Below are 23,128 nucleotides of genomic sequence, written 5' to 3' on the forward strand. Positions count from 1 at the left end.
GGCGAGAGAGAGCCGGCGGCCCGTCTAGCCTGCCGTGGTGGCGATTCGCGTGGGCAGGGCTGACGATGCGGAGGCACTCCAGCAAGCGTGCTTCTCGGGCACACCGGTCGACGTCGTGCGTGGGTGGCTTGATCCGCCGCAGGGGCCGGACCGGGTGCTCCTCGTGGCAACCGACCAGGACGACATCGTGATCGGCACCTGCACCCTGACCCGGCACCGGCACCGGATGGAGCGGCACCGGGCCGAGATCGGTGGGTTCGTCATCAGAGTCGATCACCGAGGCACCGGGGTGGCCAGAAAGCTGGTGGCGGGCTGTGCCGCCTTCGCCCGCGCCGAGTGGTCGTCGGAGACGCTCGAGCTCGGCGTCCGTGGTGGTACGCATGCCGAGAACGCCTATCGCGGCCTCGGTTTCACCGAATGGGCACGGTTCCCCGCAGGCCTCCGCGATCGGGACACCAGCTACGACGACGTGCGGTTGTTCCTCCCCGTAGGCGACGACCCGGAGGTGGCTGTCGCCATTCCTCCACAGACGGAGCGCTAGACGTCAATACCGGATGGAATGTTGAACTGAGGAGTTTGACGACAGCACCGCCGTGAGCCGAACCCGCCACCCGTGGATTCGGACACGACGACGCCTACCCCTCGGCACCACGTGCGCGATCGGTTCAGCAGTCGGCGCCACCACCTCACCGCTCGGCTCTGGTCCGTTCCCCCACGGGCCAACGACCGGAAGCGGGACTCTTGGGGGTGTGTGCGCGGACGTGGACGGGCCTGGCGGGAGCCCGCGACGCAGAGCCGCGGCAGCAGCGCCCAAGATCACCGCGGGCGGATGGTTGTCCGCGCACACACCCCCAAGAGTCCCAACGAGGGTCCCGTCCCTCTCGACTAGGCAACCTCGAGTTGATCGATCTCGGCCCACCGGCTGAGGTGCGTCAGTCGAAGGGTGTTGGCCCCTTCCCTGAGCCGGACGTTGACCGACACCTCGGTCCAGTTCTCCCAGCCGCGGTCCGGATAGTTCACGGTGACCGGCTTCGCACCGTTGACCGACAGGGCCTGGCTGGCGTCCCCGTACCCGGCGGCGTAGCTGATGTGAACGGTGTAGTCGCCGCCGACCGGCACGTGCACGGTGGACTCGACCCACGAGGTCGGGTTGTCGATCTTGGCGACGACCTCGCCCTCGGAGGCGGTCGACGACGCCCGGACGACGCAGTCGTTGAGCTTGCCGCGTTCGGCCTCGTACCGGACCCGGGAGCCGCGCATGACCGGGTTGCCGCCGAACCAGCCGAGCTTGGCGGTGTACATTCCGCGGCCGCCCTGGGCGAGGTGGCCGTGGAACCAGATCCGGTTGTCGATCACGTCCTGGCCGCCGGGTCCGTTCACGGCACCGTCCACCGTCTCGGTGGTGAGCAGGGGCCGGTAGGCCCGGGTGTAGGTCCCTCGCAGGGTCGCCGACCGCGCATAGCTCGTGTGGTACGTGCCCTTCGTATAGACGCCGGCGGAGAAGAAGAGGACATACCCCTCCGGTCGTTTCACCAGGGTCGGCGCCTCGATCACGCCCTGGTCGGTCGGCGCGCTGTTGCGGAGCAGTTCGGTCCGGTCGCCGATGAAGTTGAGGCCGGTCGCGTCCACCTCCTGCAGCCAGAGGATGGCCGGCTGCTGCACCGCGTTGCCGTCGTTCTTGTACAGCAGGTAACGCTTCCCGTCGCTGTCGACGAAGCTGGACGGGTCGATGTCGCCGCCCTCGTCCGCGTTGCAGACCAGCGGAGTGTCCTCGCTGGTCGGCACGAACGGGCCGTTCGGGCTCGCGGCCGTCGCGGCGCCGAGACACATCCGGCCGCTGGCCGTGTGCCGCCCGGTGAAGTAGAGCAGCCAGCTGCCGTCGGGCCGCTGGGAGACGTCCGGTGCCCAGAAGCCGTGGTTGGCCCGGGCCCAGGCCGGCTTGTGATCAAGGGCGTTACCGACCACGGTCCACGGTCCGGCCGGGCCCGGCGCGGTGGCGTGCGGAACGGTGCCGATCCCTCCCGAACTGGTGGCGTACGCGTGCCAGGTGGTGCCGTCGAAGACGATGTCGGGATCGGGGAAGTCGCGGTTGATCTGGACCGCCGGGGCGACGGTGCCGGCGGCGTGGGCGGGACTCGCCGGAAGCAACGTCGCGGCCAGACAGAGGGCCGCTCCGGCGATGGCTGCGGTACGGATGCGCATGATCATCTCCTCGCGATGGTGGTCAGGGGCGGATCGGGTAGTCGGTACGGGGCGGTTCGACGGTCACGGTGCCGTCGTCGCCGAAGGTGACCTCGCTGAGCCACATCATCCGGCCCGGAATCGATTCGCCGACGGCGTCCGGGGCCCAGCCGTGATAGACCATCCAGACCCGGCCATCCTTGGCGAACAAGGCGTTGTGGCCCGGTCCGGCGGCGACGTCGTTGCCGACCAGGATCGGCTCCGGCTGCTTGGTGAACGGCCCGAGCGGGTTGTCGGCGGTCGCGATGCCGACGGCGTAGTCCGGCGAGGTGAAGCCGTTGCCGGAGTAGAACATGACGTAGGTGCCGTCCCGCTCCCACAGGAACGGTCCCTCGACCAGCGGTCCCTCCCACGGCTGGTCCTGCTTGAACAGCTGCCGGGGTTCACCGACGAGCTCGGTGCCGGTCTCGTCCAGCCGCTGCACCGAGATGTAGCTGTCCACACCGACGTGGTTGCCGTCGTTCTTCCAGTACAGGTAGCGATTCCCGTCCCGGTCGACGTACGGGTGCGCGTCGATGCTGCCGCCCTGATCGGACTCGCAGATCAGCGGCCCGTCATGATCATCGACGAACGGGCCGCCGGGGGCGTCACCGATCGCCAGGCCGACGCACTGGTGGCTCGGGTCCGGCGCCCGGGTCGTGTAGTACATCAGGTAGCGGCCGTCCGAGTGCCTGATCACCTCCGGCGCCCACACCTTGCCGGGAGTGCTCCAGTCCGGCAGCTGCGGCAGCGCGTCCGGGCCCTGTTCCCAGGTGATCAGATCCGTGCTGGTCAGCGTCTGCACGTTGGCCCCGTTGCCGTTGGTGGCGTAGGCCCAGTACCTGCCGTCCTCGGCGGGGCCACCGTCCGGCCCGGTCAAGATCAGCGGATCGGGGAAGTTGCTGGCGTAGACCGGGTTGGTGAAACCCACCGGTGACTCCTCAGTATCGATCGGTCGTTGCGTGTTCGTGCACCCGGCCATGATCAACACTCCCGTGATGATCATGGCCGGGATCGCGCGGCGGAACTCAGCCCACGGCATAGAACCGCAGGTAGTCGAACGAGGCGACGGTGGCCGGGCTGGCGCCGCCGTGGGCGACCAGGCCGATCTTGGGTGCCTCGCCGGCCGGCAGCGCCCAGGTGGCACCCCAGGTCCAGTTCCGGCCGTCCCTCGAGCTGGCCGCCCGGTAGAGGTGCTCGCCAGCCGCGTTCTGCTGGTACGCGAGCCGGAGCCAGGTCGTCTTCGCCGGGGTGCCGATCATGGCCGCCCCGTACGACAGCCGGCCCTCGGCGTTGCCGACCAGCTCCCGCCCGTATTCGACCTGCCGGGTGTTCCAGATCGCGACGCTGCAGAGCCGGGCCAGGTCGTTGTCGTTGCGATAGACCACCAGGCCGGCCTGCTGGTAGTTGCGGACCGTGTCGGCACCGAGATCGAGTTCGAGCTTCGTCTCGACGATCCACGGACCCTTCGGAGCGGTACGCAACAGGGCGCCCGCCTGGTTGCTGGTTCCGACCAGGTCACCGGCCTGGACCGGCCAGTCGAACGTCCCGCTGTTGATCTTGGCGGCCGGGTCCTCGCGGAGCCAGTTCCAGCCGGCCAGGGCGTCGTCGTCGAACTCGTCGGACCAGAGCAGCCGGCCGGTCTGCGGGGTCGGCACCAGGCTGCGGGCCTGCTCCGCAACCGCCCGTACGGTGAGGTTGTCGATCACCGCGTCGCCGGCCAGGATCACCGGCGCCGCCGGCAGTCGCAGGTCCCGCGCGGTCAGCCGTACCTCGGCGCCGGGGTCGGCCAGGTCGGACTCGCCGACCGACGCCGTCACCCGTTCTCCGTCGACCTCGATGATCACGGTCCGCCAGGTGTCGGACTCGGTCAGCTTCGCCGAACCGGTGCTCCGGCCGGCCACCACGCGGAGTTCGTCGCCCGGTTCGACCGACACCACCACCCGATGCGCGCCGGCTCCGAGCACCACCGAGAACTCTTCGTCGGTACGGAAATCGAACCGCACCCGGGCCTTCGACCGGGGCGCGTCGGCCTTGGTCCGCGCTCCCCCGTCCAGCAAGGCGGTCGCGCCTGCTTGATCATCTTCCGGGCCGCGACGCAGCCCGAGGAAGCCGTCGGCGGCCGGGTCGCGGGCGACGATCCCGAGCCCCGAGGTGGTCACCGGCGCGGGTTGCGGACCGTCGCTCGGCCCGGCCCCGGCCCGGGCCCGTGGCCAGCCGTCGATCCAGTCGATCCGGTCCAGCAGCATCGGCCGCCGGTTGATCCCGAACGGGTTGTTCAGCCAGGGCTCGTTCCGGTCGATCGCGTGGTAGACGATCCAGTCCCGGCCCTCGGCGTCGGTGGCGATCGCGTGGTGACCGGCGCCGATCCAGCGGTTGCCGTTCTGGGTGATCATGGTCGTGCCGCCGACGTGCGAGTCGAGCAGCGGGATCCCGTCGGCGTCGACGAACGGGCCGAGCGGGCTCTTCGACCGGCCGGCGAACACGGTGTAGCCGGTGGTCGGGCCGGCACAGCAGTTCGCCGACGAACCCATCAGGTAGTACCAGCCGCCGCGCCGGACGACGTAGCCGCCCTCGTAGCGGTTGTCGATCGCGACCTGGGTCAGCTCACCGGTCGCGGTCAGTCCGTCGGCGCTGACCTTGCTGGCCCAGATGCCACCGTGGTAGCCGCCGAAGTAGAGGTAGGAGTCGCCGTTCACGTCGGTGAAGCCGGCCGGGTCGATGGTGCCCAGGAAGGTGCCGCCACTCGCCCGCGGCGCGATCACCGGTGCATCGGTCGGCGTCCACGGTCCGGTCGGGGTCGGCGCCGTCGCGACGCCGATCGCCTCGTCCTCGCCCGCGTTCAGCACGGTGTCGATCACCGTGTAGTAGAGCACGTACTTGCCTTGGATGTAACGGATGTCCGGCGCCCACAGGAACGAGTTCGGCGCTGCCCAGGAGGGCCGGTTCGACTCGTTGAAGACCGTGCCCTGGTAGTCCCAGGTGATCCAGTCCTTGGTCCGGGCGATGTGCATGATCCCCGACGGGTCGCCGGAGCGGAGCGGGTCGGCGGTCGAGTACGCGTACCACCAGCCGTCCTTGCCCAAGATCACCGACGGATCGGCGAAGGTGTCGGCGAAGCTTTCGCTGATCGCGTTCGTGAAGCGGCCGGGCTTGGCCTCCTCCGCCGCGGCCGGGCCGGCCAGGGCGAGCCCGGCGATCATGGCCGCCGTGGCGGCCATGATCAAGAGGGTTCGAAGTGGATGGGTCGAGCGGGGTCTGATCATCGTTGATCTCCTCGGCGTTCGAAAAAGGGGCAGGTCAGCCCTCGGAGCGAGTGCTGGTGGCGATGCGGATGCAGTGCCAGGAGGCGGCGGGCAGGACGCCGGTCAGGCGCCCGTCGCTCAAGGTCGAGGTGCCCGGCTTCGGAACAACCCGGTTCGGCTGCTCGGGCGAGTTGTGGGCGCGACGGTCGTCGTCGGCGATGTGCAGGTGCTCGACGATCCGAAGATCGGCAAAGGCGCCGAGGTCGACGGTCAGGTCGAGATCACGGACCCGGTCCCGGTTCACCGCGAAGATCACCAACTCCCCCGCGTCGGCGTTCCACACCGTGGTCGCCTGCAGCGCGCCGACCTCGCCGTACCGGTCGGTGTCGATGCCGGGTCCGCTGACCGCGGGGTTCAGCACGACGCCGTGGGCGTACTTCGCCGTCAGCGCGAACGGGTGGAAGATCGTCTGCCGCCAGGCGGCTCCGCCGGGCGCGGTCAGGATCGGGGCGATCACGTTCACCAGTTGGGCCTGGCAGGCGATGGCGACCCGGTCGGTGTGCCGCATCAACTCGATCAGCAGGCTGCCGATGACGACCGCGTCCTCGACGTCGTAGACGTCCTCGATCAGCGCCGAGGTCTCCCGGATCTCGAGCTTCTGCTCGCCCTCCCAGCGCTTCTGGAACCAGACGTTCCACTCGTCGAAGCTGACCATGATCTTCTTGTCCGACTTGCGCGCGGCCGCAACGTGATCGGCGGTCGCCACCACCGAGGAGATAAAGCGGTCCATGTCCTCGGCGCTGGCCAGGAACGAGTCATGATCGCCGTCGATCGGCTCGTAGTAGGCGTGCGCCGAGATGTGATCGACCAGGTCGATGCAGCGGTCCAGCACGATCCGCTCCCAGCTGCCGAAGGTCGGCATCGAGCGGTTCGACGAACCACAGGCGACGAGCTCGAGCTTCTCGTCGAACCGCTTCATCGCCCGGGCGGTCTCCTCGGCCAGCCGGGCATACTCCTCCGGCGTCTTGAAGCCCATCTGCCACGGGCCGTCCATCTCGTTGCCGAGGCACCACACCCGCACGTCGTACGGGTCCGCATGCCCGTTCTTGGCCCGCCGGTCGGCGAGCTCGATGCCACCCTCGGCGTTGCAGTACTGCAGCAACTCGCTGGCCTCGGTGATCCCGCGGGTGCCGAGGTTGACCGCCATCATCGGTTCAAGATCAAGTCGCTGGCACCACTGCAGGAACTCGTCGGTGCCGACCTGGTTGGTCTCGATCGTCTTCCAGGCCAGGTCGAGCCGCACCGGCCGCTCCGAGCGCGGGCCGACACCGTCCTCCCACTGGTAGTTGGAGACGAAGTTGCCGCCCGGGTAGCGGATGATCGTCGGGCCCAGTTCGCGGACCAGGTCCGCGACGTCGGCACGGAAGCCGTACTCGTCGGCGGTCGGGTGATCCGGTTCGTAGATCCCGGTGTACACGCACCGGCCGAGATGCTCGACGAAGGAGCCGAAGATCCGCCGGTTCAGCGGACCGACCCGGAAGTCCGGATCGATCTTGATCCGTGCCGGCACCGGTGCCCCGGTGACTCCGCCTGGCTGCTGGTGATCGGTCAACGTTCCTCCTCGAACCCGGCCCGCCCGATGGCGGCCACCAGGGCGTCATTCTCACAGCCGGGGTTAACCGTTGTAAAGATCCGTTTCGCGGCGCCGGAACGCTTCATCAAGGCCACTGAGGCCCGATTCGTAATCGTTGTAAAGGTCCAAAGAGAGGATCGTCCGGGTCGATCCGCCGTCTCTACCGTCGTGAAACCGCAGGTCAGAGCCCTATTCCTGACGACACCGCGGTTCCGGTGGCGATTCGGTGCGGATCGGATCGGTCGGCCGTCCCAGGTTCGGCCGTCAGGAGGCTCGGTGCGGACCGTTGCGGCCGGATGGGGTGCCAGGTATGGTCCCGAGTAATCGTTGTAAGTCCGGGTGATCATTGCTGGCCGGCCTGCCGCGGGGACCGCCGGCACGCAGCTGTCGCACGGCGTGTTCGACGATCATCGCCCGGGTTCACATGCTTCAGGGAGGAAGACATGGCGAAGGCCAACCCGTTCGGTTCCAACATTCCCCGCATGAGCGGGCCCTCAGGATCAATCAGTCGACGTGGCCTGCTCGGCGGCGCGATCGGCGCGGCGGCCCTCGGGCTGACCGCCTGCGGCCCGGGTTCGGCCGGCCGGCCCGGCCAGCAGGCGCCGCCCAGCGGCGACGGCGGTGCCAGTGGCTACGACGGCCCGCCGGTGACGCTCGCGTACTGGAACGGCCTGACCGGTGGCGACGGCCCGATCATGCGCAAGCTGACGGACACGTTCACCAAAGAGAACCCGAACATCAAGATCACCACCACGACGATCGAGTGGGCGGAGTACTACCAGAAGCTGCCGGCGGCGGTCAGCACCGGCAAGGGCCCCGACGTCGGCATCATGCACGCCGACACCCTGGCGACCAACGCCGCCCGACAGGTGATCCAGCCGCTGGACGACGTGGCCACCGCCCTGAATCTCACCGAAGCGGACTTCATCCCGCTGGCCTGGCAGGGCGGCATGTACAACGGGCAGCGTTACGGCATCCCGCTCGACGTGCACCCGGCCGGGCTCTACTACAACAAGACCGTGCTCGAGAAGGTCGGCGCCGATCCGGAGAAGCCGCCGACCAACGAAGACGAGTTCATGGCGATCTTGGACCAGTGCAAGTCCAAGGGTGTGCAAGGCTTCTGGGTCTCCGCACTCAGTGCCGGTGGACTGTTGTCGCAGTCGTTGGTCTACCAGTTCGGCGGCAACATGGTCGCCGACGACGGTTCCGCGGTCGGCTTCGGTGACGAACCGGCGGTCCAGGCCATCAGCTGGCTCAAGTCCTTGATCGACAACGGCTACAGCCCGAAGAACTCCGCCGGCGACGGTGATCAGGTGTCGCTGAACAACGACAAGGGCGCGTTCATGATCAACGGGCCGTGGATGACCACGCCGCTGAGCGAGAACAAGAAGCTCAAGTGGGGCTGTGCCCCGATCCCGGTGATCGGCGGGCAGCAGTTCACCTGGTCCGGCTCGCACCAGTTCGTGCTGCCCCGGCAGCAGAAGGCGGACGAGAACAAGACCAAGGCCGCCCGCTTCTTCGTCAACTGGATCTCCCAGCAGTCGATCGCCTGGGCGGGCGCCGGCATGGTGCCGGCCCGCAACTCGGTGCGTGAGCTGCCCGAGTTCGCGAAGCTCACCAACGTGAACGAGTTCGCCAAGCAGGTCGACTACCTCAGGTTCGTTCCGCCGGTGCCGGGCATCTCCGACGTGATGGAGGAGTGGGGGCCGGGCGTCAGCAACGCCATGCTCGGGCGGAAGCCGATCCCCGACGCGCTCGCCGAGGCCGCAAATAAGGGCAACAAGCTGCTCGAGTCGAACAAGAAGAAGTACGGCTGATGAGCGCCACCGTCCAGGAGAAGGCGAAAACCGGGACGGGAGCAGGGGCCCAGCAGAGCCGGCGCGGCAAGCTTCGGCTGCATCACCCGCTGACGCCGTACGCGTTGTGCGCGCCGTACGTCCTGCTGCTTCTCACGTTCGTCATCGGTCCGGCGATCTTCGGCGTCTGGATCAGCCTGCACGACTGGGACTACCTGCTGCCGCAGCGGCCGTTCGTCGGCGCGCAGAACTACATCGACCTGTTCGATCCCGAGTCGGTGATCTCGGAACGGTTCTGGGTCGGCATGTCGAACACGGGGATCTTCACCGTGGCCAGCGTGCCGTTCCTGGTGGTGATCCCGCTCGCCGTGGCGCTGCTGCTGAACCGCCGGTTCCCGGCCCGGACGTTCTTCCGGGCGATGATCTTCGCCCCGTTCGTGCTCGGCATCGCCGTCGTCGGTGTGTTGTTCAACTACCTGCTGGAAACCGACTTCGGCTTGATCAACGCCGTGTTCGAGTTCTTCTACCGGCTGCTCGACGTCGTGCTGCCGCTGGCTCCGTACGAGCCGATCGGCTGGACCCAGACCCAGCCGTGGGCCTGGGTGGCGCTCGTCGGGATGACGGTCTGGTGGACCCTCGGCTTCAACACGGTGATCTACCTGGCCGGCATCCAGGGCATCCCGAACGAGCAGTACGAGGCGGCCGAGATCGACGGCGCCGGCTGGTGGGGCAAGCTCATCCACATCACCCTGCCCGGCCTCCGGATGGTGATGATCTTCATCATCACGACGACCATTCTGGCCAGCGCCAACATGTTCGGGCAGTCCTACCTGGTCACCAACGGCGGCCCGGGTGACAGCACCCGTACCGCGATCATGGTGATGACCCAGGAAGGCCTGCGCGAGTTCAAGATGGGCACCGCGTCGGCGATGAGCTACGTCCTGGCGATCTGCCTCGCGATCATCGCCGTGATCAACTTCCTGGCTCTGAGGGAGCGCAAGCCATGACGACCACGACCAAGGACACCCAGACCCAGCCGGTCCGAACCCACCGCAGGGCGCATCGCCGTGATCGCAACGGTCCGCTCTTCTGGGTCGGACTGGTGCTGCTGACGCTGATCTTCGTCGCGCCGATCCTGTGGATGTTCCTCACCGCGTTCCGCACCCAGGCGGACGCCCGCCGGATCCCGATCACGTTCATCCCCGACGAGATCACCTTCCGCGCCTTCGAGATCATCTTCAACGAGGCTCAGAATCCGGTCCTGCTCTGGGCGTTCAACTCACTCGTCGCGGCAGTCCTGCACTCGCTGCTCGTGCTGGCGATCGCCTCGATGGCCGCCTATGCGCTGGCCAGGATGAAGTTCCGCGGCCGGAACGTGATCTTCGTGGCCCTGATCGGCACGATGTTCATCCCCGGCTTCGTCTTCCTGATGCCGAACTATCTGCTGATGGACCGGCTGATGTGGCTGGACACGATCTTGGCGCTGGTGGTGCCGGGGGCGGCGGGCGCGTTCGGGGTGTTCTTCCTGCGCCAGTTCTTCCTGTCCATCCCACGGGAGCTGGAGGAGACCGCCCTGATCGACGGCGCCAACACCTGGACCATCCTGACCCGGATCGTGATTCCCATCTCGCGGCCGGCTCTGGTCACCCTTGGGGTGCTGGCGTTCCTGGGCAACTGGAACGATTTCGTCTGGCCGATCTTCGTCCTGTTCTCACCGGAACGGATGACGCTGCCGGCCGGTCTGTCCAGCCTGCGCGGTGCGTTCGCGGTCGACTATCCGGTGGTGATGGCCGGTGCGACCGTCGCCGCCATCCCGGTGTTGATCTTGTACGCTTTCGTCCAGCGTTACGTGATCGAGGGTGTCGCCACCAGCGGCATCAAGGGCTGAGCCGCGGAGGGTGGCATGGTTGCCCGGCTGAAGGATGTCGCGGAGTTGGCCGGGGTCAGCGTCAAGACGGCGTCGAACGTCGTCAACGAGTACGAACACGTCAGCCCGGCCACCCGGGCCAAGGTGCAGGCCGCGATCGAGCAGCTGCGCTACCGGCCCAACGTCAGCGCGCGGCAGTTGAAGCACGGCCGGGCCGGCTTCATCGCGCTGGCGTTGCCCCAGCTCGACTCGCCGTACTTCGCCGAACTCGGCGCCCGGTTCAGCGCTGCGGCAGCGAAGCTCGGTTCGCTGCTGCTGCTGGACGCGACGGGCGCCGAGCCGGAGGCCGAACGGCTGGTGCTGAACGGCATGCGGTCGCACGTGATCGACGGGATGATCTTCTCGCCGCTCGCGGTCGACGCCGACGAGATCGCCGACCGCGCCGACGATCTGCCGCTGGTGCTGCTCGGCGAGCGGGCCGTACCGCCGGGATTTGATCATGTCGCGGTCGACTCGGTGGCCGCGTCGCGGGCGATGACCGACCACCTGATCTCCCTGGGCCGGACCCGGATCGCCGCGATCGGTCGGGAGTCGGTGGCCGGCACCGCGTCGGTCCGGTTGGAGGGTTACCGGCAGGCCCTGGCCGGCGCCGGGCTGCCGTACCGGCCGGAGCTGGTGATCGGGGTCGCCCACTACGACCGGATCGACGGCAAACAGGCGATGGAACACCTACTGGCGCTGCCGGAGCCGCCGGACGCGGTCTTCTGCTTCAACGACCTGATGGCGATCGGGGCGGTCCGGGCCTGCGTCGAGGCCCGGGTCGACGTGCCCGGCCGGATCGCCATCGCCGGCTTCGACGACATCGCCGAGGGCCGCTTCGGCAACCCGACCCTGACCACCGTCGCCGCCGACCTCGAGTTCCTCGCCGCGGAGGCGCTGCGGCTGCTGCTGGCCCGGATCGCCGACCCGGACCGGCCCGCGGAGTCCGTCGCCGTGCCCTGGACCCTGCGCCTGCGCGAGAGCTCGATGGGCCGCTAGTTCCCTGATCTCTGGACGATCGGACCGAGGTTATGGCCGATCGGGGGCTCGTGCGGAATCCCTTCTCCTGCTGGGCTGGTGTCATGCCCAGTTCACCCGGTCGGATGCTCGCCCCTGATCTCGCCCGCGGCTTCATGCTGCTGCTGATCGCGCTCGCCCACGCGCCGTTGTTGATCACCGGCCAGGCGCTGGTGAACGTCGACGAACGGGTCCGGCCGGCCAGCGGCCTGGCCGACCAGCTGGCCAACCTCGGCCTGACCTTCTTCGTCTTCAGCCGTTCTTTCCCGTTGTTCGCCGCCCTGCTCGGGTACGGCCTCGTGTTGATCATCGAGAGCCGGCGACGGCGCGGCGAACCGGACGACGAGATCCGGGCCCGGGTCCGGCGCCGCGGCCGGTGGATGCTGATCCTCGGCCTCGGCATGGCCCTGCTGGTCACGCCGGTCGAGATCCTCGCCCCGTACGGAGTGATCACGCTGCTGATCGCCGGCGTCCTGGTCCGCGACGACCGGGCCCTGCGCCGGGTGATCATCGTGCTGGCCGGGGTCGCCGTGATCACGTCGATCCTGCTCGGCTTCGCGTTGTCGGCCGGTCCGGCCGAGGAGACTCCGGCGATGGCGCTCGGTCACCTCGGCTACGCACCGGCCGACCTGGTGTACCGACTGACCAGTTGGGTGTTCGGCGTGATCATCAACGTCACACTGTTCCCGATCGCGCTGGCCGTGCTGGTCGGCGCCTGGGCCGCCCGCCGGCGGTTGCTCGAGGAACCGGAGCGCAACCTGGGCCTGCTGCGCCGGATCGTCGCCGTCGGGCTGCCGGTCTCGATCCTCGGCGCGGTACCGCTGGCCCTGGTCGGCGCCGGCGTGCTCGCGCCCGGCCACGGCTGGTGGGCCCAGGCCCTCCACGTGACGACCGGACTGGCCGGCGGCTTCGCGTACGCCGCGATCTTCGGGCTGATCGGCCGGCACGTCTCCGCCGACGCGCGCTGGACCCGGCCGCTGACCGCGATCGGACGGCGTTCGCTGACCTGCTACATCGTCATGGAGGCGACGCTGATCCTGCTGTCGTCGACCGCGTTCCTCGGGTTCGGAGCCCGGGTCGGGCCGGCCGGAGCGTTGCTGATCGGACTGACCGCCTGGCTGGTCGCCGCCCTGGTGGCCAACCTCCTGCAGGCCGCGAACCGGGCCGGTCCGGCGGAGTGGTTGCTCCGCCGGCTGGTCAACCGGCCGCGCCGGGTCGCCGAGCCGGCGCGGAGCTCGGGTGGGTGATCAGGCGCGCGAAGCGTCCGGCCGGCGTGCCGGGATCGCAGACCAGCATCTCCGACCACTGCCGCCAGATCGCTTCCAGCCAGCCGCGGTAGCCGCCGCTGACCCAGGTGACGTTGCCGCGTCCGCGCCGGTGCAGCACCTCGGCCAACCGGTTCGACCGGTCGCCGGCGCCGCAGACCAGGATCACGGTCGTCTCGTCCGAGAGGTCGAGCTCGGCCACCTGCTCGGCGCCGAGCAGCAACGCACCGGGCAGGTCGCCGGCGCCCCGCCGTTCGGCCGGGGACCGGAGGTCGATCACGGTGGCGCCGGCATCCCAGGCGTGCCTGGCCTCGGCCGGGGTCAGCGCCGGCAGCCGCGACGCGATCCGGCCGGGTGGCGCGGTGAGAACCGTACCGGCGGCGGAGAGGGTCACCGGGGTGCCCCGACCAGCCGTACGTCCACCGAGTCGAGCAGATCGCCGTAGCGCGCGTACCGCCTGGCCTCGACCAGCGTCGGCGGATACAGGTGCAGGCTGATCGCCGGATCGGACGAGCTGTTCACCAGCCGATGGATGTGGAACGGGCCGAACTCCGTCGGCCGACCGGCCTCGTGCGTGATCGGCTCGGGATCGATCTGGGCCGGCCGGGTCGGATCGTCCCAGGCCAGGTGCTCCAGCAGCGTGCCCTGCAGGACCAGGATGACGCCGCTGCCGGCGCCGTGGTCGTGCCAGTCGGTCGACTGGCCGGGCAGCCAGGTCTGCAGCCACGCCTCGTAGTCGGGCGCCGAGTGGAGATGGGTACGGAAGCGGCTGTCCGGGTCGAACGTGACCGCGGAGTGCCAGAGCCGCGGCGTCGCCGCGATGATCCGAGCGTGCTGGACCAGGTGTGGGTTCGGGGAATCGAGTTCGGACATGATCATCCTCGGGGCAGGGCCGAGCCTCAGGCCGCCGTACGGGTGAACTGGGCTGGGCGGGGTTGTCGAAGGTCGCGGTCAGCGCATTCGACAACAGACGGCACTCGCCGTCCGAGCAAGATCAACATGGAGCCGGGAGCGGAACGCCGCCGCGGGATCCCGCCAGAGCGGTTCCGCTGTTCCCTTCGTCATCATCGTGCCTCCGCATGTCGTGGAAGTGGCTTGCCCGACGTTCTGCCGGACCAGGTCCTCACCCGGAGCACCCCACCCGCTTCCGCGAGGGTTGCCGGTCAGCGAGCCGGGGCTTGACGCTGACACTCATGACCTGTGGACGATGATCCACGACGACCGGCGCCGGATTCAACCAGGTTCCGCTGTGTCCCACATCACGGACGCCTCCCCGGTTGGAAAAATCGCTCAGGTGTTCGATACTTACGCCATGGCAGGCGTCAGGGACTCGTTCTGGTGGGAGAAGCTCTCTCCGGAGGAGCAACAGCGGGTCGAGAACGAGGAGTGGCCGGCCGGGGAGACCGCCCGCTACCTCAGCGACCACACCCGGGTCGAGGTCGAGGCCCGGGTCGTCTGGGCGCGCGACGGGGAGGAGTGGGTCCGCGGCCACGTCACCCGCTGGGTCCGGCCGGTGGTCCTGGTGGAGCTGCACGACCGCCGTCGGCAGCGGGTCTGGCTGCCCGCCGGAGACGTCCGCCGGCTGATCGACCCGGGGCCCGATCGCGACCCGCCGCCGGAGGGGGAGCCAGTGGTCTAGTCGGGTTGTTTGTCGCCGTGCTCGGCCGGTTCCAACAATGAGGTCTCCACCGACTGTAGGGAGTCAGCCGATGAAGCCGTTCCCGTTGTTCGCCGCCTTGGTGCTCGCCGTCGCCTGTGTCGCGACCGCGCTGACCGCACCGGCGGCCCAATCGGCCGCGAAGCCGTTGCTCTGGGCAGCGCGCGCGTCCACGCACGTCTTTCCGGATTCGCTGCCGGACGACACCGGCGGCGCCTCGGCGCTCGCCCTGGACTCGGCCCGGAACGAGTTCGAGGCCGGCCAGGTGGTGGTCCGCTGGGACCGCGAGTTCACGATCAAGAAGGTCTCGTTCGGCGCGCTGACCGCCGGCCGGAACACGATCGCGGCGTCGAACCTGACGTACAACTTCGTCAAGTTCACCTCGCTGAACCACAACTCGGTCTTCGACAAGAACGGCAGCAAGCAGTACGTCTACGCACCCAGCCGGCCGGCGCCGGACGAGTTCCCGGACGGCCTGTCGAACACGCCGTCGATCAAGGTCGGCGCGAACCGGACCCAGCCGATCTGGGTCCGGGTCAACGTGCCGCGGGACGCCGCCGGCGGGGTCTATCGCGGCACCGTCACGCTGGAGACCGACCAGGGCAACCTGAGCCTGCCCATGTCGATCAACGTCCGGCCGGTGACCATCCCGGACGCCAAGGACAGCGGCTTCACCGACGTCGAGTGGACGTTGTTCTTCGGTACGGTCTCGTATCAGGAGCCGCCGGTGGAGACGATGCTCGCCAATTACGGCTTCTCCCCGTTCAGCCCCGAGTGGTGGAAGCTGATGGAGGACTACGCGCGGATCCGCAAGGACTACCGCAACAACAACCTGACCCTGCCGATGAGCACCCTGCTCATGCAGGGGGAGAAGACCAAGGTCGATCCCGACGGCACGGTGCACTTCGACTGGAGCCGGGTCGACGAGGTGGTCGAGTTCTTCACCGAGCGCGGCACCGTCAGCCGGCTCGAGGGCCTTTGGATGGGCGGCGGTCCCGGCTACTGGTCGAAGTGGGACGTCGAGACGCTGGCGACCGGCCCGGACGGGAAGTTGATCAAGAAGTACGTCGACTGGGACTCCACCGAGGCCGACCAGTACATCAAGCAGTACGTCGCCGCGCTGCGTGATCATGTGAAGGCCAAGGGTTGGGCCGACCGTTGGTGGATGCACGTCGGTGACGAGCCGCAGGGCGCCGTCGGCAAGGCGGGCTGGCTCGGCATCTACGAGAAGGTGAAGGCGGTCTGGCCCGAGGTCAAGATCGGCGACGCCACCTTCCACGAGGGTGTGGCCAGCGAGGTCAGCGCGTACGAGGACATCGTGATCCCCAACCTGCTCAACTACGAGACCCACCCGGCCGCCTGGGACAAGGCGCGTGCGGAGGGCAAGGATCTCTGGCTCTACAACTGCAACATCCCGACCCTCGGCTTCCTCAACCGGTTCGTCGACCAGCCGCAGTACTACCAGCGCCTGATCGGCTGGCTGGCCGCGGCGCGCGGTGCCAACGGGCATCTGCACTGGGCCTTCAACAACTGGAACATCTCGATGGACGACCAGGAGGTGAAGGGCGACTTCTGGACGGTCAACGTCGACAAGGAGCACAAGGACCTGCTGGAGCGGACGCTGCGACTGGAGTCGCTGCGGGACGGCATCGAGGACTGGGAGGTCATCGAGATCCTCAAGCAGAAGCACCCGGGGCTGGCCACCGACCTGGCCAAGGCGCTGGCCAGCAAGCCGGGCACCTTCACCGGCGATGTCACCTATCTGGAACGGATCCGGGCGCTCGTCCTGGACGCGGCCGCGGGCAAGCCGCTGGCGGCCCGGAACCTGGCGAACGTGATCAAGACCGGTGCGGCTGCCGATCTCGGTGCCCAGCACCAGGTGGACGGGGTCTTCGTCACCTGGGGCGACTCGCATCCGGATGCCTATACGATCCAGACCTCCTACGACGGGAAGAACTGGGTCGATGCCGGCACCAGGACCGGGTCCAAGGGCGGCGAGGAGTTCGTCGGACTGAACGCCAAGGCGCGCTACGTCCGGTTGAAGGCCGCGGCACCGGGACTGGTCGATTTCAAGATCGCCGGCGCCCCGGTCGGACGGCCGAACCTGGTCGGTGGGCTGACGTACCACAAGTCGTGGGAGCCGCCGAAGGACCCGAAGGTGTTCGACGACGTCAGTCTGCGGGAGTCCACGGACGGGGTCGTGTCCGACAACTTCGGCGACGGTCGGCCGTACCTGATCCAGGGCGGGCCGAACGTGACGAAGGACTTCAGCGTGACCTTCGACTTCGCCGCGGCCAAGAAGGTGAGTGAGGTCGCGGTCCAGGGCTACGTCGAGTACTCCGGCTACCGTCCGGACACCGTACAGGTGCTGACCAGCACCGACGGCTCGACCTGGACCGACCGGGGCGGGCTGACCCGGCCCAACGACGCCTCGGGCAATCGCTACCTGGTCCGCTTCGCCCCGGTCGATGCCAAGCACGTGAAGATCGCCTTCACCCGAACGTTCACGGAGAAGGACGACGGCGTCTTCATCGACGAGATCGAGGTCTACTGACCGCCGCGCCCTGAGTCTGAAGGGCACAGCCGTCCCTGGACGAGCCGTACGGTGCGATCGGCGTTCTCGATCGTGCTCGGCCGGTGCGCGATGATCAGCAGCGTACGGCCCGCCAGGTCCTCGGTGATCGCCCGGTGCAGGGCGGCCTCGGTCAGTGCGTCGAGGTGCGCCGTCGCCTCGTCCAAGATCACGATGTCGGGCTGGGCCAGGAACATCCGGGCCAGGCTCAGCCGCTGACGTTCCCCGCCGGACAGCCGGAAGCCGCGGTCGCCGACCACGGTGTCCAGCCCCTGGGGCAGGCCGTCCACCAGCTCGGCCAGCTGGGCCCGGGCCAGCGCGCGACGAAGTTGATCATCGTCGGCGCCGGGCCGGGCCAGGGTGAGGTTGTCCCGGAGGCTGGCGTGCAGGACGTACACGTCCTGGGTGACCATGCCGATCGCCCGGTGCCGACCGGCCGCCGAGAGCTCCGCGAGGTCGAGCCCGTCGATCATGATCCGGCCCCGGGTGGGGCGATGGATGCCGGCGGCGAGCATCGCGGTGGTGGTCTTCCCGGCACCGCTGGCTCCGACCAGGGCGGTGATCCCGCCCGGCACCAGGGCGAAGCTCAGGTCGGTGACGGCCCAGTCCTGATCATCACCGGGTTCGGCCGACTCGGCGGCCAGGTCCGGCAGGGTCGCGGTGCCCGGAGCCGGGTGCCGGAACCAGACGCCGTCGAAGGTCAGCCGGGTCGCCGGGCCCGGCAACGCCCGGCCGGCGGTGGTCGGTTCGGCCGGCAGATCGAGGAGTTCGAAGACCTTCTCCAGCGCGATCAGCCCGCCGCTCAGCCCGAGTCCCTGGATGCTGATCATGATCAACGGGTCGTAGATCATCTTGACCAGGGCGGCCATGGCCACGACCTGGCCCACCGAGGCGCCGTTGATCGCGCCGGCTCCGTACACCATCCCGACGCCGACCGCGGCCAGGGTGGTGGTGAGGAACTGGGAGCCGTAGAAGGTGCGATTGCGACGGATCAAGATCATCCGCAGCCGTGCGATCAGGGCCGTGAACGCCGAGGTCTCGGCCACCCCGGACTGGTACAGGTGCCGGGCCACGGCGCCCTCGACGTTGCAGCGTTCGGTGAGGAAGTGCTCCAGCTCGCTGGTCGTCGCGGTCTGTTCCCGGCCGGCCGCGAAGAGGCGCCGGGTGAACACCCGCATCGGCAGCAGGAACAACGGCACCATGGCGAGGACCATGACGACCGCGACCAGATCGATCCGGGCCAGGGTGATCACCGCGGTGATCAACAGGACGCCCTGCCCGACCAGGGTGCCGAAGATCGTCTGGATCACGCCCTGCGCCTCGACCGGGCTGCGGGTGAGCCGGGAGACCACGGCGCCGGCCTTCGACTGGGCATGGAAGGCGTACGGCTGGGTCTGGATCCGCGCGAAGAGTTCGGCGCGGAGTCGTTCGGAGATGCGGGCGCCGAGCTCCGCGCCGGTCGCGTTGGCGATGGCGTTCGCGGCCGCCGCCAGGACGCTGATGCCGAGCGCAAGGCCGGTCCAGCGGAGGGCCGTGTCGACCCGGCCCGGCAGCAGCCCGTCGTCGACCAGGCGTTGGAAGACGAGCGGGACCGTGACGGCCAGTCCGGCGGCGAGGAGCAACGCCGCCAGGTAGCAGAGCAGCCGGAGCCGTTGCCTGATCAGCCGCGGCCAGAGCCGCAGCAGGAGAGAAGGATTCACCGAGACCTCGATTCGCTTCGCAGCGGCCCCGGCTCGGTGTCAGGGTCTAGGTGCGGCTCTCGGGCAACGCTGTCACTCGATCGGACACGGTCGTCACCCCCTTCACACCTGACCAGGGCACGCTAACAGCGCCGATCCCCGGGAGGGAAGCCGTTTTACAGACGCGGGTGCCCGCGGGACGATGAGCGGGTGGACGATGCCGACCCGACCGATCCGGAGATCCGCCGCCGCATCCTGGCGGTGCGGGCCGAGGTGCGGCTCCGGGACGGCCGGCCGAACGACGGCCGCTGCGGACATGTCTCGGAGGCGCTCGAGGCCGAGTTCGGCTGGCAGCGGCGGTGCGGCTATCTGCTGTTGCTGGATTCGCTGATCAGCTGGGTGCACTGCTGGAACGTCCGGGACGACGGCACCATCGTCGACGCCACGGCCGACCAGTTCCAGGGCCAGTGGCTCGGCGACGTGATCGCGGTCGCGCCCGACGATCCGTACCATGATCATTACCGGGCCCGGGCACCGGAGTGGAAGATCACGATCGATCCCTCCGGACCTGCGCTGCACTGCCGGTCCGGCGAGGAGACGCAGTTGATCATCGGCGATGATCCGGAGCGCCCCTGGTTCAGTCTGGCCCGCTCCTTCGTGCTGATGCTGACCGGCTGTACCGTCCATGATCAAGTCCTCGACCTGGCCGCCCGGGTGTTGCGCGCCCGGGCCGGTGCGCCGGAGCCGATCCCGTCCCCGGAACTGCTGCACCCGCTGGTGATCCAGTCCATCCGGCTCACGAAGCCCTGGGTCGCGCCGGAGTTCCGGGATCCGGTGTGAGGTCAGCTCGCCGGCGTACGACGACCGCGGGCGCGGCCGAGGACGTACGCGTGCAGGTCGGCCGGCCGGACCCGGAGACCGGAGACGTTGAACGGGATCCGCTTCATCCGGGTCACCTTGCCCCCTTTGACGATGCCGCCCGGAGCGGTGAACCAGATCGCGTTGCCACGCGGCTGACTCAGGGCGACGTCCTGCATCGGTTCCCAGCGGATCGTGGCCCGGCCGAACACCGCCCGACTGTGCACGCCCTCGTCGTCGATGACGATCTTGGGCCCGCGCGGGGAAACGACGGCCAGCAATCCGACCAGGACCCCGAACCCGATCAAGATCAACGGCGCCCAGAGCGGGATCTCCGAGCCCGGGCGTGGTGGACCGGCCGGTTTCACGAACAACAGCAGCACGCCGAGTCCGGCGAGCAGCACCGCACCGACCCAGAGCAGGACCACCAACGCCGGATGCACCTTCGACCCGACCGCGTCACCGTCTCCCGGTAGCCGTTCGAGACCCTGGGGCAGCTCCATCGCCGACCACCTTTCTGTTCCGCCGAAGGCGCTCTGATCAGGGCAGACAGCGTAGTGGCCGGTGACCCGCGCCGGGTCGGAACGCGAGAAGTCGCTGCCGGCGCAGTACCGTGCCGTGGTGACCATCTCGGGAACCGGGTCCGGCGCGGACCCCACCGTCGCCCCAGCCGGGGCCGCCTGATCATGATCGAGAGCGACCCGTTGACGGAGGTGTTCGCGGCCTGGCAGCTCGAGCCGGTGATCTCGGTGGAACGGGCGGCCAGCGGCACGATGAATGAGACCTTCGTCGTGACGACCGCCGTCCGCCGGGTGGTGCTGCGGCGGCACCGCCGGACCGACCGGTCGCTGATCGAGCGGGAACATGCGGTGATCACGCACGCGATCAGCCGAGACGTACCGACACCGAGTGCCCTGCGCACCCCGGCCGGGGACGTGGTCGTGTCCCGCGGCGGAACCTTCTATTCGCTGTTCTCGCACGCCCGCGGCACCCAGGTGGACCGTGATCAACTCACCGTCGCCAAGGCCGGAGCGATGGGCCGGACCTTGGCCCGGCTGCATCTCGCCCTGGCCGACTGCTCCGCGGCTCCGCCGGCACGGCCGCCGACCCCGGTGGATCGCTCGCGTACCGAAGATCAACTGTCCGAGCTGCTGAGCCTGGTCGTGGAGAGTCCGGTGCGGAGCGAGCCGGACCGCTGGGCCGAGGAACACCTGCGCACCAAGCTGGACTGGCTGTCCGGCCATCCCGATCCGGTCCGGCACCTCGTACCCACGGAGTCGATGCAGGCCGTGCACGGCGACTACCAGGAGTCGAACCTGTTCTTCACCGGCGACGAGGTGTCGGACGTGATCGACTGGGACAAGACGGAGACCCGCTGGCCTGCCAACGAGCTCGTCCGCACCCTCGATCTCTCCTGCCGCCTCCACCCGGACCTCTCGGCGGCACTGCTGGCCGGCTACCGCAGCGTGCGTGACGTTTCCCGGCGCGATCTCGACCGGGCAGCCGACAACTACTCCCTTGATCAACTCCACGGCCACTGGGTGTTCGACGAGATCTACCGGCACGGCAACGACCGGGCCCGGGCCTTCCTGGAACCGGGCCCGTACGTGCCCTTCACCGATCGCTGGGCCGAGCTCGGCCCGGCGCTGGACTGAGCGCGTTGTTGATCATGGTGGTCCACTGCGGGATTCGGCGCAGCGTGTCCCGGAGCCAGCCGAGCGTCTGAGCCGCCGCCTCGGCCTCATCGTCCCGGGCCGACGCGACGGCCGCCCACCGACCCAGTGATCGTTGTGCCTTGAATTCGTACCAGCTCGCGATCCCGGCCACCCACTTCGCCCAGTCCGCCCGCCGCAGCGGCTCGAACGGTCGACCCTCGTCGCGATAGCCCGCCACGAAGTCGGCGAAATGCCCGGCATCCGGACCGGCGCTCCCGGCCCACGCCCAGCGCGCAGCCGCTTCGACCGCCTCGATCCGCGGATCGCACGCCCCGGCCTCGTCCCAGTCCAGAATGATCAACTTCTCGCCGTCCCGAAGACTGTTCTCCGGCTTGTGATCACAGTGCGTGGAGATCCCATCCTCGGCCCCGTCGGCCCACTCGGAGACCAGCTCCTCCGCCTCGACCAGGGCAGCCCAGCCGTCCTTGATCAACTCCGGCCGCGACCCGGCGAAGGCGTCGAAGGTCTCCCGGTCCGGCCGCAGCCACACCCGCCTGTCCGGCAACGACCCGACCTCCCCGTCCCAGACTGCCCCGAACGCCTGAACACGGGCCAGTGACCGTCCGGCCGCGCGAGCCGTCGCCGCAGCCACCGGCCGCCCGGTCTCCCGCCCCTGGACCGAGCGATGCACCCGTACCAACGCCGGTTCCCCGCGAGACCCGCGCATCGGCCGCAGCAGCCGCCCCTCCCGATCCGCCCTCGGTTCGGCCATCGGCACCACCCCGGCCCCGAACACCCCCCGCTCGAACTCCGCCGCCCGCCCGAGCACGTCGGCCGAGTCCGCCGGCAACTCCTTGACGACCTGGATCCCGGCCTCCGACTCGAGCCGCCAGACCAGATTCGCCCCGCCCCCGATCGCCCGGATCGACCGCGGCGCCCCGAGCCCGAACGCCGCGCACACCTCCCCGACAAACTCCCGGTGATGCACCACTAACGGAACTTGTCGGCGATGGCCGTCAAGCGCTTCGTGTAGGCCGGCCAGTCGGTGGTGTCCGGGAGGTTGGTGTGACCCGGAAGCAAGCCGACCAGACCGTCGAGTTGCTCCCGGAGGATGTCGACGTGGCCGGCATGGCGCTGCAGGTCCGCAGTCTTGTGGACCATGATCGCGTGGAGGGTGACCTCCGCGTCGCCCCAATGGGCGACGTGGCCGATCGCGTCCAACGGCAGTGCATCGATCGTCTCGTCGGCGAAGGCCTGCACCCGTCGGTAGAGGTCGACGATTCCGGCGGCCGTCTCGGTTTCGGTCGCGTGCCAACCGGCCAACGGATCAAGATCATCGGGCGAGACGAGCTCGTCAGGTGTGGGCCACTCGCGACCGAAGGTCGGACCGAAGTAGATCACCTCGGTGTTCAACGCATGTTTGACGATGCCCAGCAGGTTGGTGCCCGTCGGCGTCCGGGGCAGCCGCATGTCGCGCTCGGAGAGACCTTCGAGCTTCCACAGGAGCACGTCTCGAGCGCCCCGCAGGTAGTCCTTCAATACGTCCTTGGGCGTGGACACCATGCACCCAGACTTTCACGCCGAAGGAAGTTTTCACCGAGGTCATCCCCTTGATCGGGCGGGCG

Annotated in this window: 20 protein-coding genes and 1 riboswitch; of the genes, 10 read left to right on the forward strand and 10 right to left on the reverse strand. The window is 68.9% G+C overall.

What is annotated here, in order from left to right; genetic code table 11:
- Nucleotides 1–37 precede the first annotated feature (37 nt).
- A complete protein-coding gene (locus ACFQU4_RS05085) occupies nucleotides 38–541 on the forward strand; it encodes a GNAT family N-acetyltransferase (RefSeq protein WP_377487712.1) in 504 nt (167 codons plus the stop codon).
- A gap of 344 nt (nucleotides 542–885) precedes the next feature.
- Here the strand turns inward: ACFQU4_RS05085 and ACFQU4_RS05090 are convergent, their stop codons facing one another.
- From ACFQU4_RS05090 to ACFQU4_RS05105, 4 genes are all read right to left on the reverse strand, one after another.
- The gene (locus ACFQU4_RS05090; protein ID WP_377487714.1) at nucleotides 886–2,202 is read right to left on the reverse strand and encodes a family 43 glycosylhydrolase; all 1,317 of its coding nucleotides are present in this window, start codon (nucleotides 2,200–2,202) and stop codon (nucleotides 886–888) included.
- 22 nt (nucleotides 2,203–2,224) lie between these two features.
- Nucleotides 2,225–3,151, reverse strand: coding sequence for a glycoside hydrolase family 43 protein (locus ACFQU4_RS05095; protein WP_377487716.1), 927 nt, complete (start codon nucleotides 3,149–3,151; stop codon nucleotides 2,225–2,227).
- A 97-nt stretch (nucleotides 3,152–3,248) separates the two neighbouring features.
- A complete protein-coding gene (locus ACFQU4_RS05100; RefSeq protein ID WP_377487718.1) occupies nucleotides 3,249–5,486 on the reverse strand; it encodes a family 43 glycosylhydrolase in 2,238 nt (745 codons plus the stop codon).
- 34 nt (nucleotides 5,487–5,520) lie between these two features.
- On the reverse strand, nucleotides 5,521–7,077 hold the full coding sequence (locus tag ACFQU4_RS05105) for an alpha-N-arabinofuranosidase (RefSeq protein WP_377487720.1): 1,557 nt from the start codon (nucleotides 7,075–7,077) through the stop codon (nucleotides 5,521–5,523).
- Nucleotides 7,078–7,580: 503 nt separating this feature from the next.
- Between ACFQU4_RS05105 and ACFQU4_RS05110 the strand changes: the two genes are divergently transcribed.
- From ACFQU4_RS05110 to ACFQU4_RS05130, 5 genes are all read left to right on the forward strand, one after another.
- A complete protein-coding gene (locus ACFQU4_RS05110; protein ID WP_377487722.1) occupies nucleotides 7,581–8,915 on the forward strand; it encodes an ABC transporter substrate-binding protein in 1,335 nt (444 codons plus the stop codon).
- Complete coding sequence (locus ACFQU4_RS05115) at nucleotides 8,915–9,901, forward strand: carbohydrate ABC transporter permease (protein ID WP_377487724.1); 987 nt, start codon at nucleotides 8,915–8,917, stop codon at nucleotides 9,899–9,901. Before ACFQU4_RS05110 ends, ACFQU4_RS05115 begins: the two co-directional genes overlap by 1 nt.
- Nucleotides 9,898–10,782, forward strand: a complete 885-nt coding sequence (locus ACFQU4_RS05120) for a carbohydrate ABC transporter permease (RefSeq protein ID WP_377487726.1) — start codon at nucleotides 9,898–9,900, stop codon at nucleotides 10,780–10,782. Before ACFQU4_RS05115 ends, ACFQU4_RS05120 begins: the two co-directional genes overlap by 4 nt.
- A 15-nt stretch (nucleotides 10,783–10,797) precedes the next feature.
- Nucleotides 10,798–11,799 carry a LacI family DNA-binding transcriptional regulator gene (locus tag ACFQU4_RS05125; protein WP_377487728.1) on the forward strand — a complete coding sequence of 334 codons (1,002 nt, stop codon included), beginning with the start codon at nucleotides 10,798–10,800 and terminating at the stop codon, nucleotides 11,797–11,799.
- An 83-nt stretch (nucleotides 11,800–11,882) separates the two neighbouring features.
- Nucleotides 11,883–13,064, forward strand: a complete 1,182-nt coding sequence (locus ACFQU4_RS05130) for a DUF418 domain-containing protein (protein ID WP_377487730.1) — start codon at nucleotides 11,883–11,885, stop codon at nucleotides 13,062–13,064.
- On the opposite strand, the gene ACFQU4_RS05135 is transcribed toward ACFQU4_RS05130, so the two are convergent.
- Both ACFQU4_RS05135 and ACFQU4_RS05140 read right to left on the reverse strand, forming a co-directional pair.
- The gene (locus ACFQU4_RS05135) at nucleotides 13,015–13,476 is read right to left on the reverse strand and encodes a rhodanese-like domain-containing protein (protein ID WP_377487732.1); all 462 of its coding nucleotides are present in this window, start codon (nucleotides 13,474–13,476) and stop codon (nucleotides 13,015–13,017) included. The genes ACFQU4_RS05130 and ACFQU4_RS05135 overlap by 50 nt on opposite strands.
- Nucleotides 13,473–13,955 carry a cysteine dioxygenase gene (locus tag ACFQU4_RS05140; RefSeq protein ID WP_377487734.1) on the reverse strand — a complete coding sequence of 161 codons (483 nt, stop codon included), beginning with the start codon at nucleotides 13,953–13,955 and terminating at the stop codon, nucleotides 13,473–13,475. The genes ACFQU4_RS05135 and ACFQU4_RS05140 overlap by 4 nt, the downstream gene beginning before the upstream one ends.
- 213 nt (nucleotides 13,956–14,168) lie before the next feature.
- Nucleotides 14,169–14,281, reverse strand: a riboswitch (SAM riboswitch).
- Nucleotides 14,282–14,394: 113 nt separating this feature from the next.
- On the opposite strand from ACFQU4_RS05140, the gene ACFQU4_RS05145 reads away from it, so the two are divergent.
- Both ACFQU4_RS05145 and ACFQU4_RS05150 read left to right on the forward strand, forming a co-directional pair.
- Nucleotides 14,395–14,721, forward strand: a complete 327-nt coding sequence (locus ACFQU4_RS05145) for a hypothetical protein (protein ID WP_377487735.1) — start codon at nucleotides 14,395–14,397, stop codon at nucleotides 14,719–14,721.
- A gap of 70 nt (nucleotides 14,722–14,791) precedes the next feature.
- Complete coding sequence (locus ACFQU4_RS05150) at nucleotides 14,792–17,293, forward strand: glycoside hydrolase domain-containing protein (RefSeq protein ID WP_377487736.1); 2,502 nt, start codon at nucleotides 14,792–14,794, stop codon at nucleotides 17,291–17,293.
- Here ACFQU4_RS05150 and ACFQU4_RS05155 read toward each other — a convergent pair.
- On the reverse strand, nucleotides 17,287–19,011 hold the full coding sequence (locus ACFQU4_RS05155) for an ABC transporter ATP-binding protein (RefSeq protein WP_377487738.1): 1,725 nt from the start codon (nucleotides 19,009–19,011) through the stop codon (nucleotides 17,287–17,289). The two genes, ACFQU4_RS05150 and ACFQU4_RS05155, sit on opposite strands and share 7 nt — an antisense overlap.
- A gap of 189 nt (nucleotides 19,012–19,200) precedes the next feature.
- Here ACFQU4_RS05155 and ACFQU4_RS05160 point away from each other — a divergent pair, with 189 nt between their 5' ends.
- Nucleotides 19,201–19,830 (forward strand): hypothetical protein, encoded by a 630-nt coding sequence (locus ACFQU4_RS05160; RefSeq protein WP_377487740.1) that lies wholly within the window; start codon nucleotides 19,201–19,203, stop codon nucleotides 19,828–19,830.
- A gap of 2 nt (nucleotides 19,831–19,832) precedes the next feature.
- On the opposite strand, the gene ACFQU4_RS05165 is transcribed toward ACFQU4_RS05160, so the two are convergent.
- A complete protein-coding gene (locus ACFQU4_RS05165) occupies nucleotides 19,833–20,351 on the reverse strand; it encodes a hypothetical protein (RefSeq protein ID WP_377487742.1) in 519 nt (172 codons plus the stop codon).
- Nucleotides 20,352–20,534: 183 nt separating this feature from the next.
- Between ACFQU4_RS05165 and ACFQU4_RS05170 the strand changes: the two genes are divergently transcribed.
- Nucleotides 20,535–21,503 carry a phosphotransferase enzyme family protein gene (locus ACFQU4_RS05170; protein WP_377487744.1) on the forward strand — a complete coding sequence of 323 codons (969 nt, stop codon included), beginning with the start codon at nucleotides 20,535–20,537 and terminating at the stop codon, nucleotides 21,501–21,503.
- Here the strand turns inward: ACFQU4_RS05170 and ACFQU4_RS05175 are convergent.
- Entirely contained in the window at nucleotides 21,463–22,494 is a 1,032-nt protein-coding gene (locus ACFQU4_RS05175) for a hypothetical protein (protein WP_377487746.1), read from the reverse strand. The genes ACFQU4_RS05170 and ACFQU4_RS05175 overlap by 41 nt on opposite strands.
- Complete coding sequence (locus tag ACFQU4_RS05180) at nucleotides 22,494–23,066, reverse strand: DinB family protein (RefSeq protein ID WP_377487748.1); 573 nt, start codon at nucleotides 23,064–23,066, stop codon at nucleotides 22,494–22,496. Before ACFQU4_RS05180 ends, ACFQU4_RS05175 begins: the two co-directional genes overlap by 1 nt.
- Nucleotides 23,067–23,128 lie beyond the last annotated feature (62 nt).

Origin of the sequence: Microlunatus sp. GCM10028923 (assembly GCF_042666975.1) — a bacterium.
In the GTDB taxonomy this organism is placed as follows: Bacteria; Actinomycetota; Actinomycetes; order Propionibacteriales; family Propionibacteriaceae; genus Microlunatus.

Excerpts from the sequence above, each read along its gene's own strand:
- ACFQU4_RS05170 (WP_377487744.1), top strand. The coding sequence starts at position 20,535 with ATGATCGAGAGCGACCCGTTGACGGAGGTGTTCGCGGCCTGGCAGCTC.
- ACFQU4_RS05115 (WP_377487724.1), top strand. The coding sequence starts at position 8,915 with ATGAGCGCCACCGTCCAGGAGAAGGCGAAAACCGGGACGGGAGCAGGG.
- ACFQU4_RS05120 (WP_377487726.1), top strand. The coding sequence starts at position 9,898 with ATGACGACCACGACCAAGGACACCCAGACCCAGCCGGTCCGAACCCAC.
- ACFQU4_RS05130 (WP_377487730.1), top strand. The coding sequence starts at position 11,883 with ATGCCCAGTTCACCCGGTCGGATGCTCGCCCCTGATCTCGCCCGCGGC.
- ACFQU4_RS05100 (WP_377487718.1), bottom strand. The coding sequence starts at position 5,486 with ATGATCAGACCCCGCTCGACCCATCCACTTCGAACCCTCTTGATCATG.
- ACFQU4_RS05090 (WP_377487714.1), bottom strand. The coding sequence starts at position 2,202 with ATGCGCATCCGTACCGCAGCCATCGCCGGAGCGGCCCTCTGTCTGGCC.
- ACFQU4_RS05125 (WP_377487728.1), top strand. The coding sequence starts at position 10,798 with ATGGTTGCCCGGCTGAAGGATGTCGCGGAGTTGGCCGGGGTCAGCGTC.
- ACFQU4_RS05165 (WP_377487742.1), bottom strand. The coding sequence starts at position 20,351 with ATGGAGCTGCCCCAGGGTCTCGAACGGCTACCGGGAGACGGTGACGCG.
- ACFQU4_RS05140 (WP_377487734.1), bottom strand. The coding sequence starts at position 13,955 with ATGTCCGAACTCGATTCCCCGAACCCACACCTGGTCCAGCACGCTCGG.
- ACFQU4_RS05110 (WP_377487722.1), top strand. The coding sequence starts at position 7,581 with ATGAGCGGGCCCTCAGGATCAATCAGTCGACGTGGCCTGCTCGGCGGC.
- ACFQU4_RS05145 (WP_377487735.1), top strand. The coding sequence starts at position 14,395 with ATGGCAGGCGTCAGGGACTCGTTCTGGTGGGAGAAGCTCTCTCCGGAG.
- ACFQU4_RS05150 (WP_377487736.1), top strand. The coding sequence starts at position 14,792 with ATGAAGCCGTTCCCGTTGTTCGCCGCCTTGGTGCTCGCCGTCGCCTGT.
- ACFQU4_RS05180 (WP_377487748.1), bottom strand. The coding sequence starts at position 23,066 with ATGGTGTCCACGCCCAAGGACGTATTGAAGGACTACCTGCGGGGCGCT.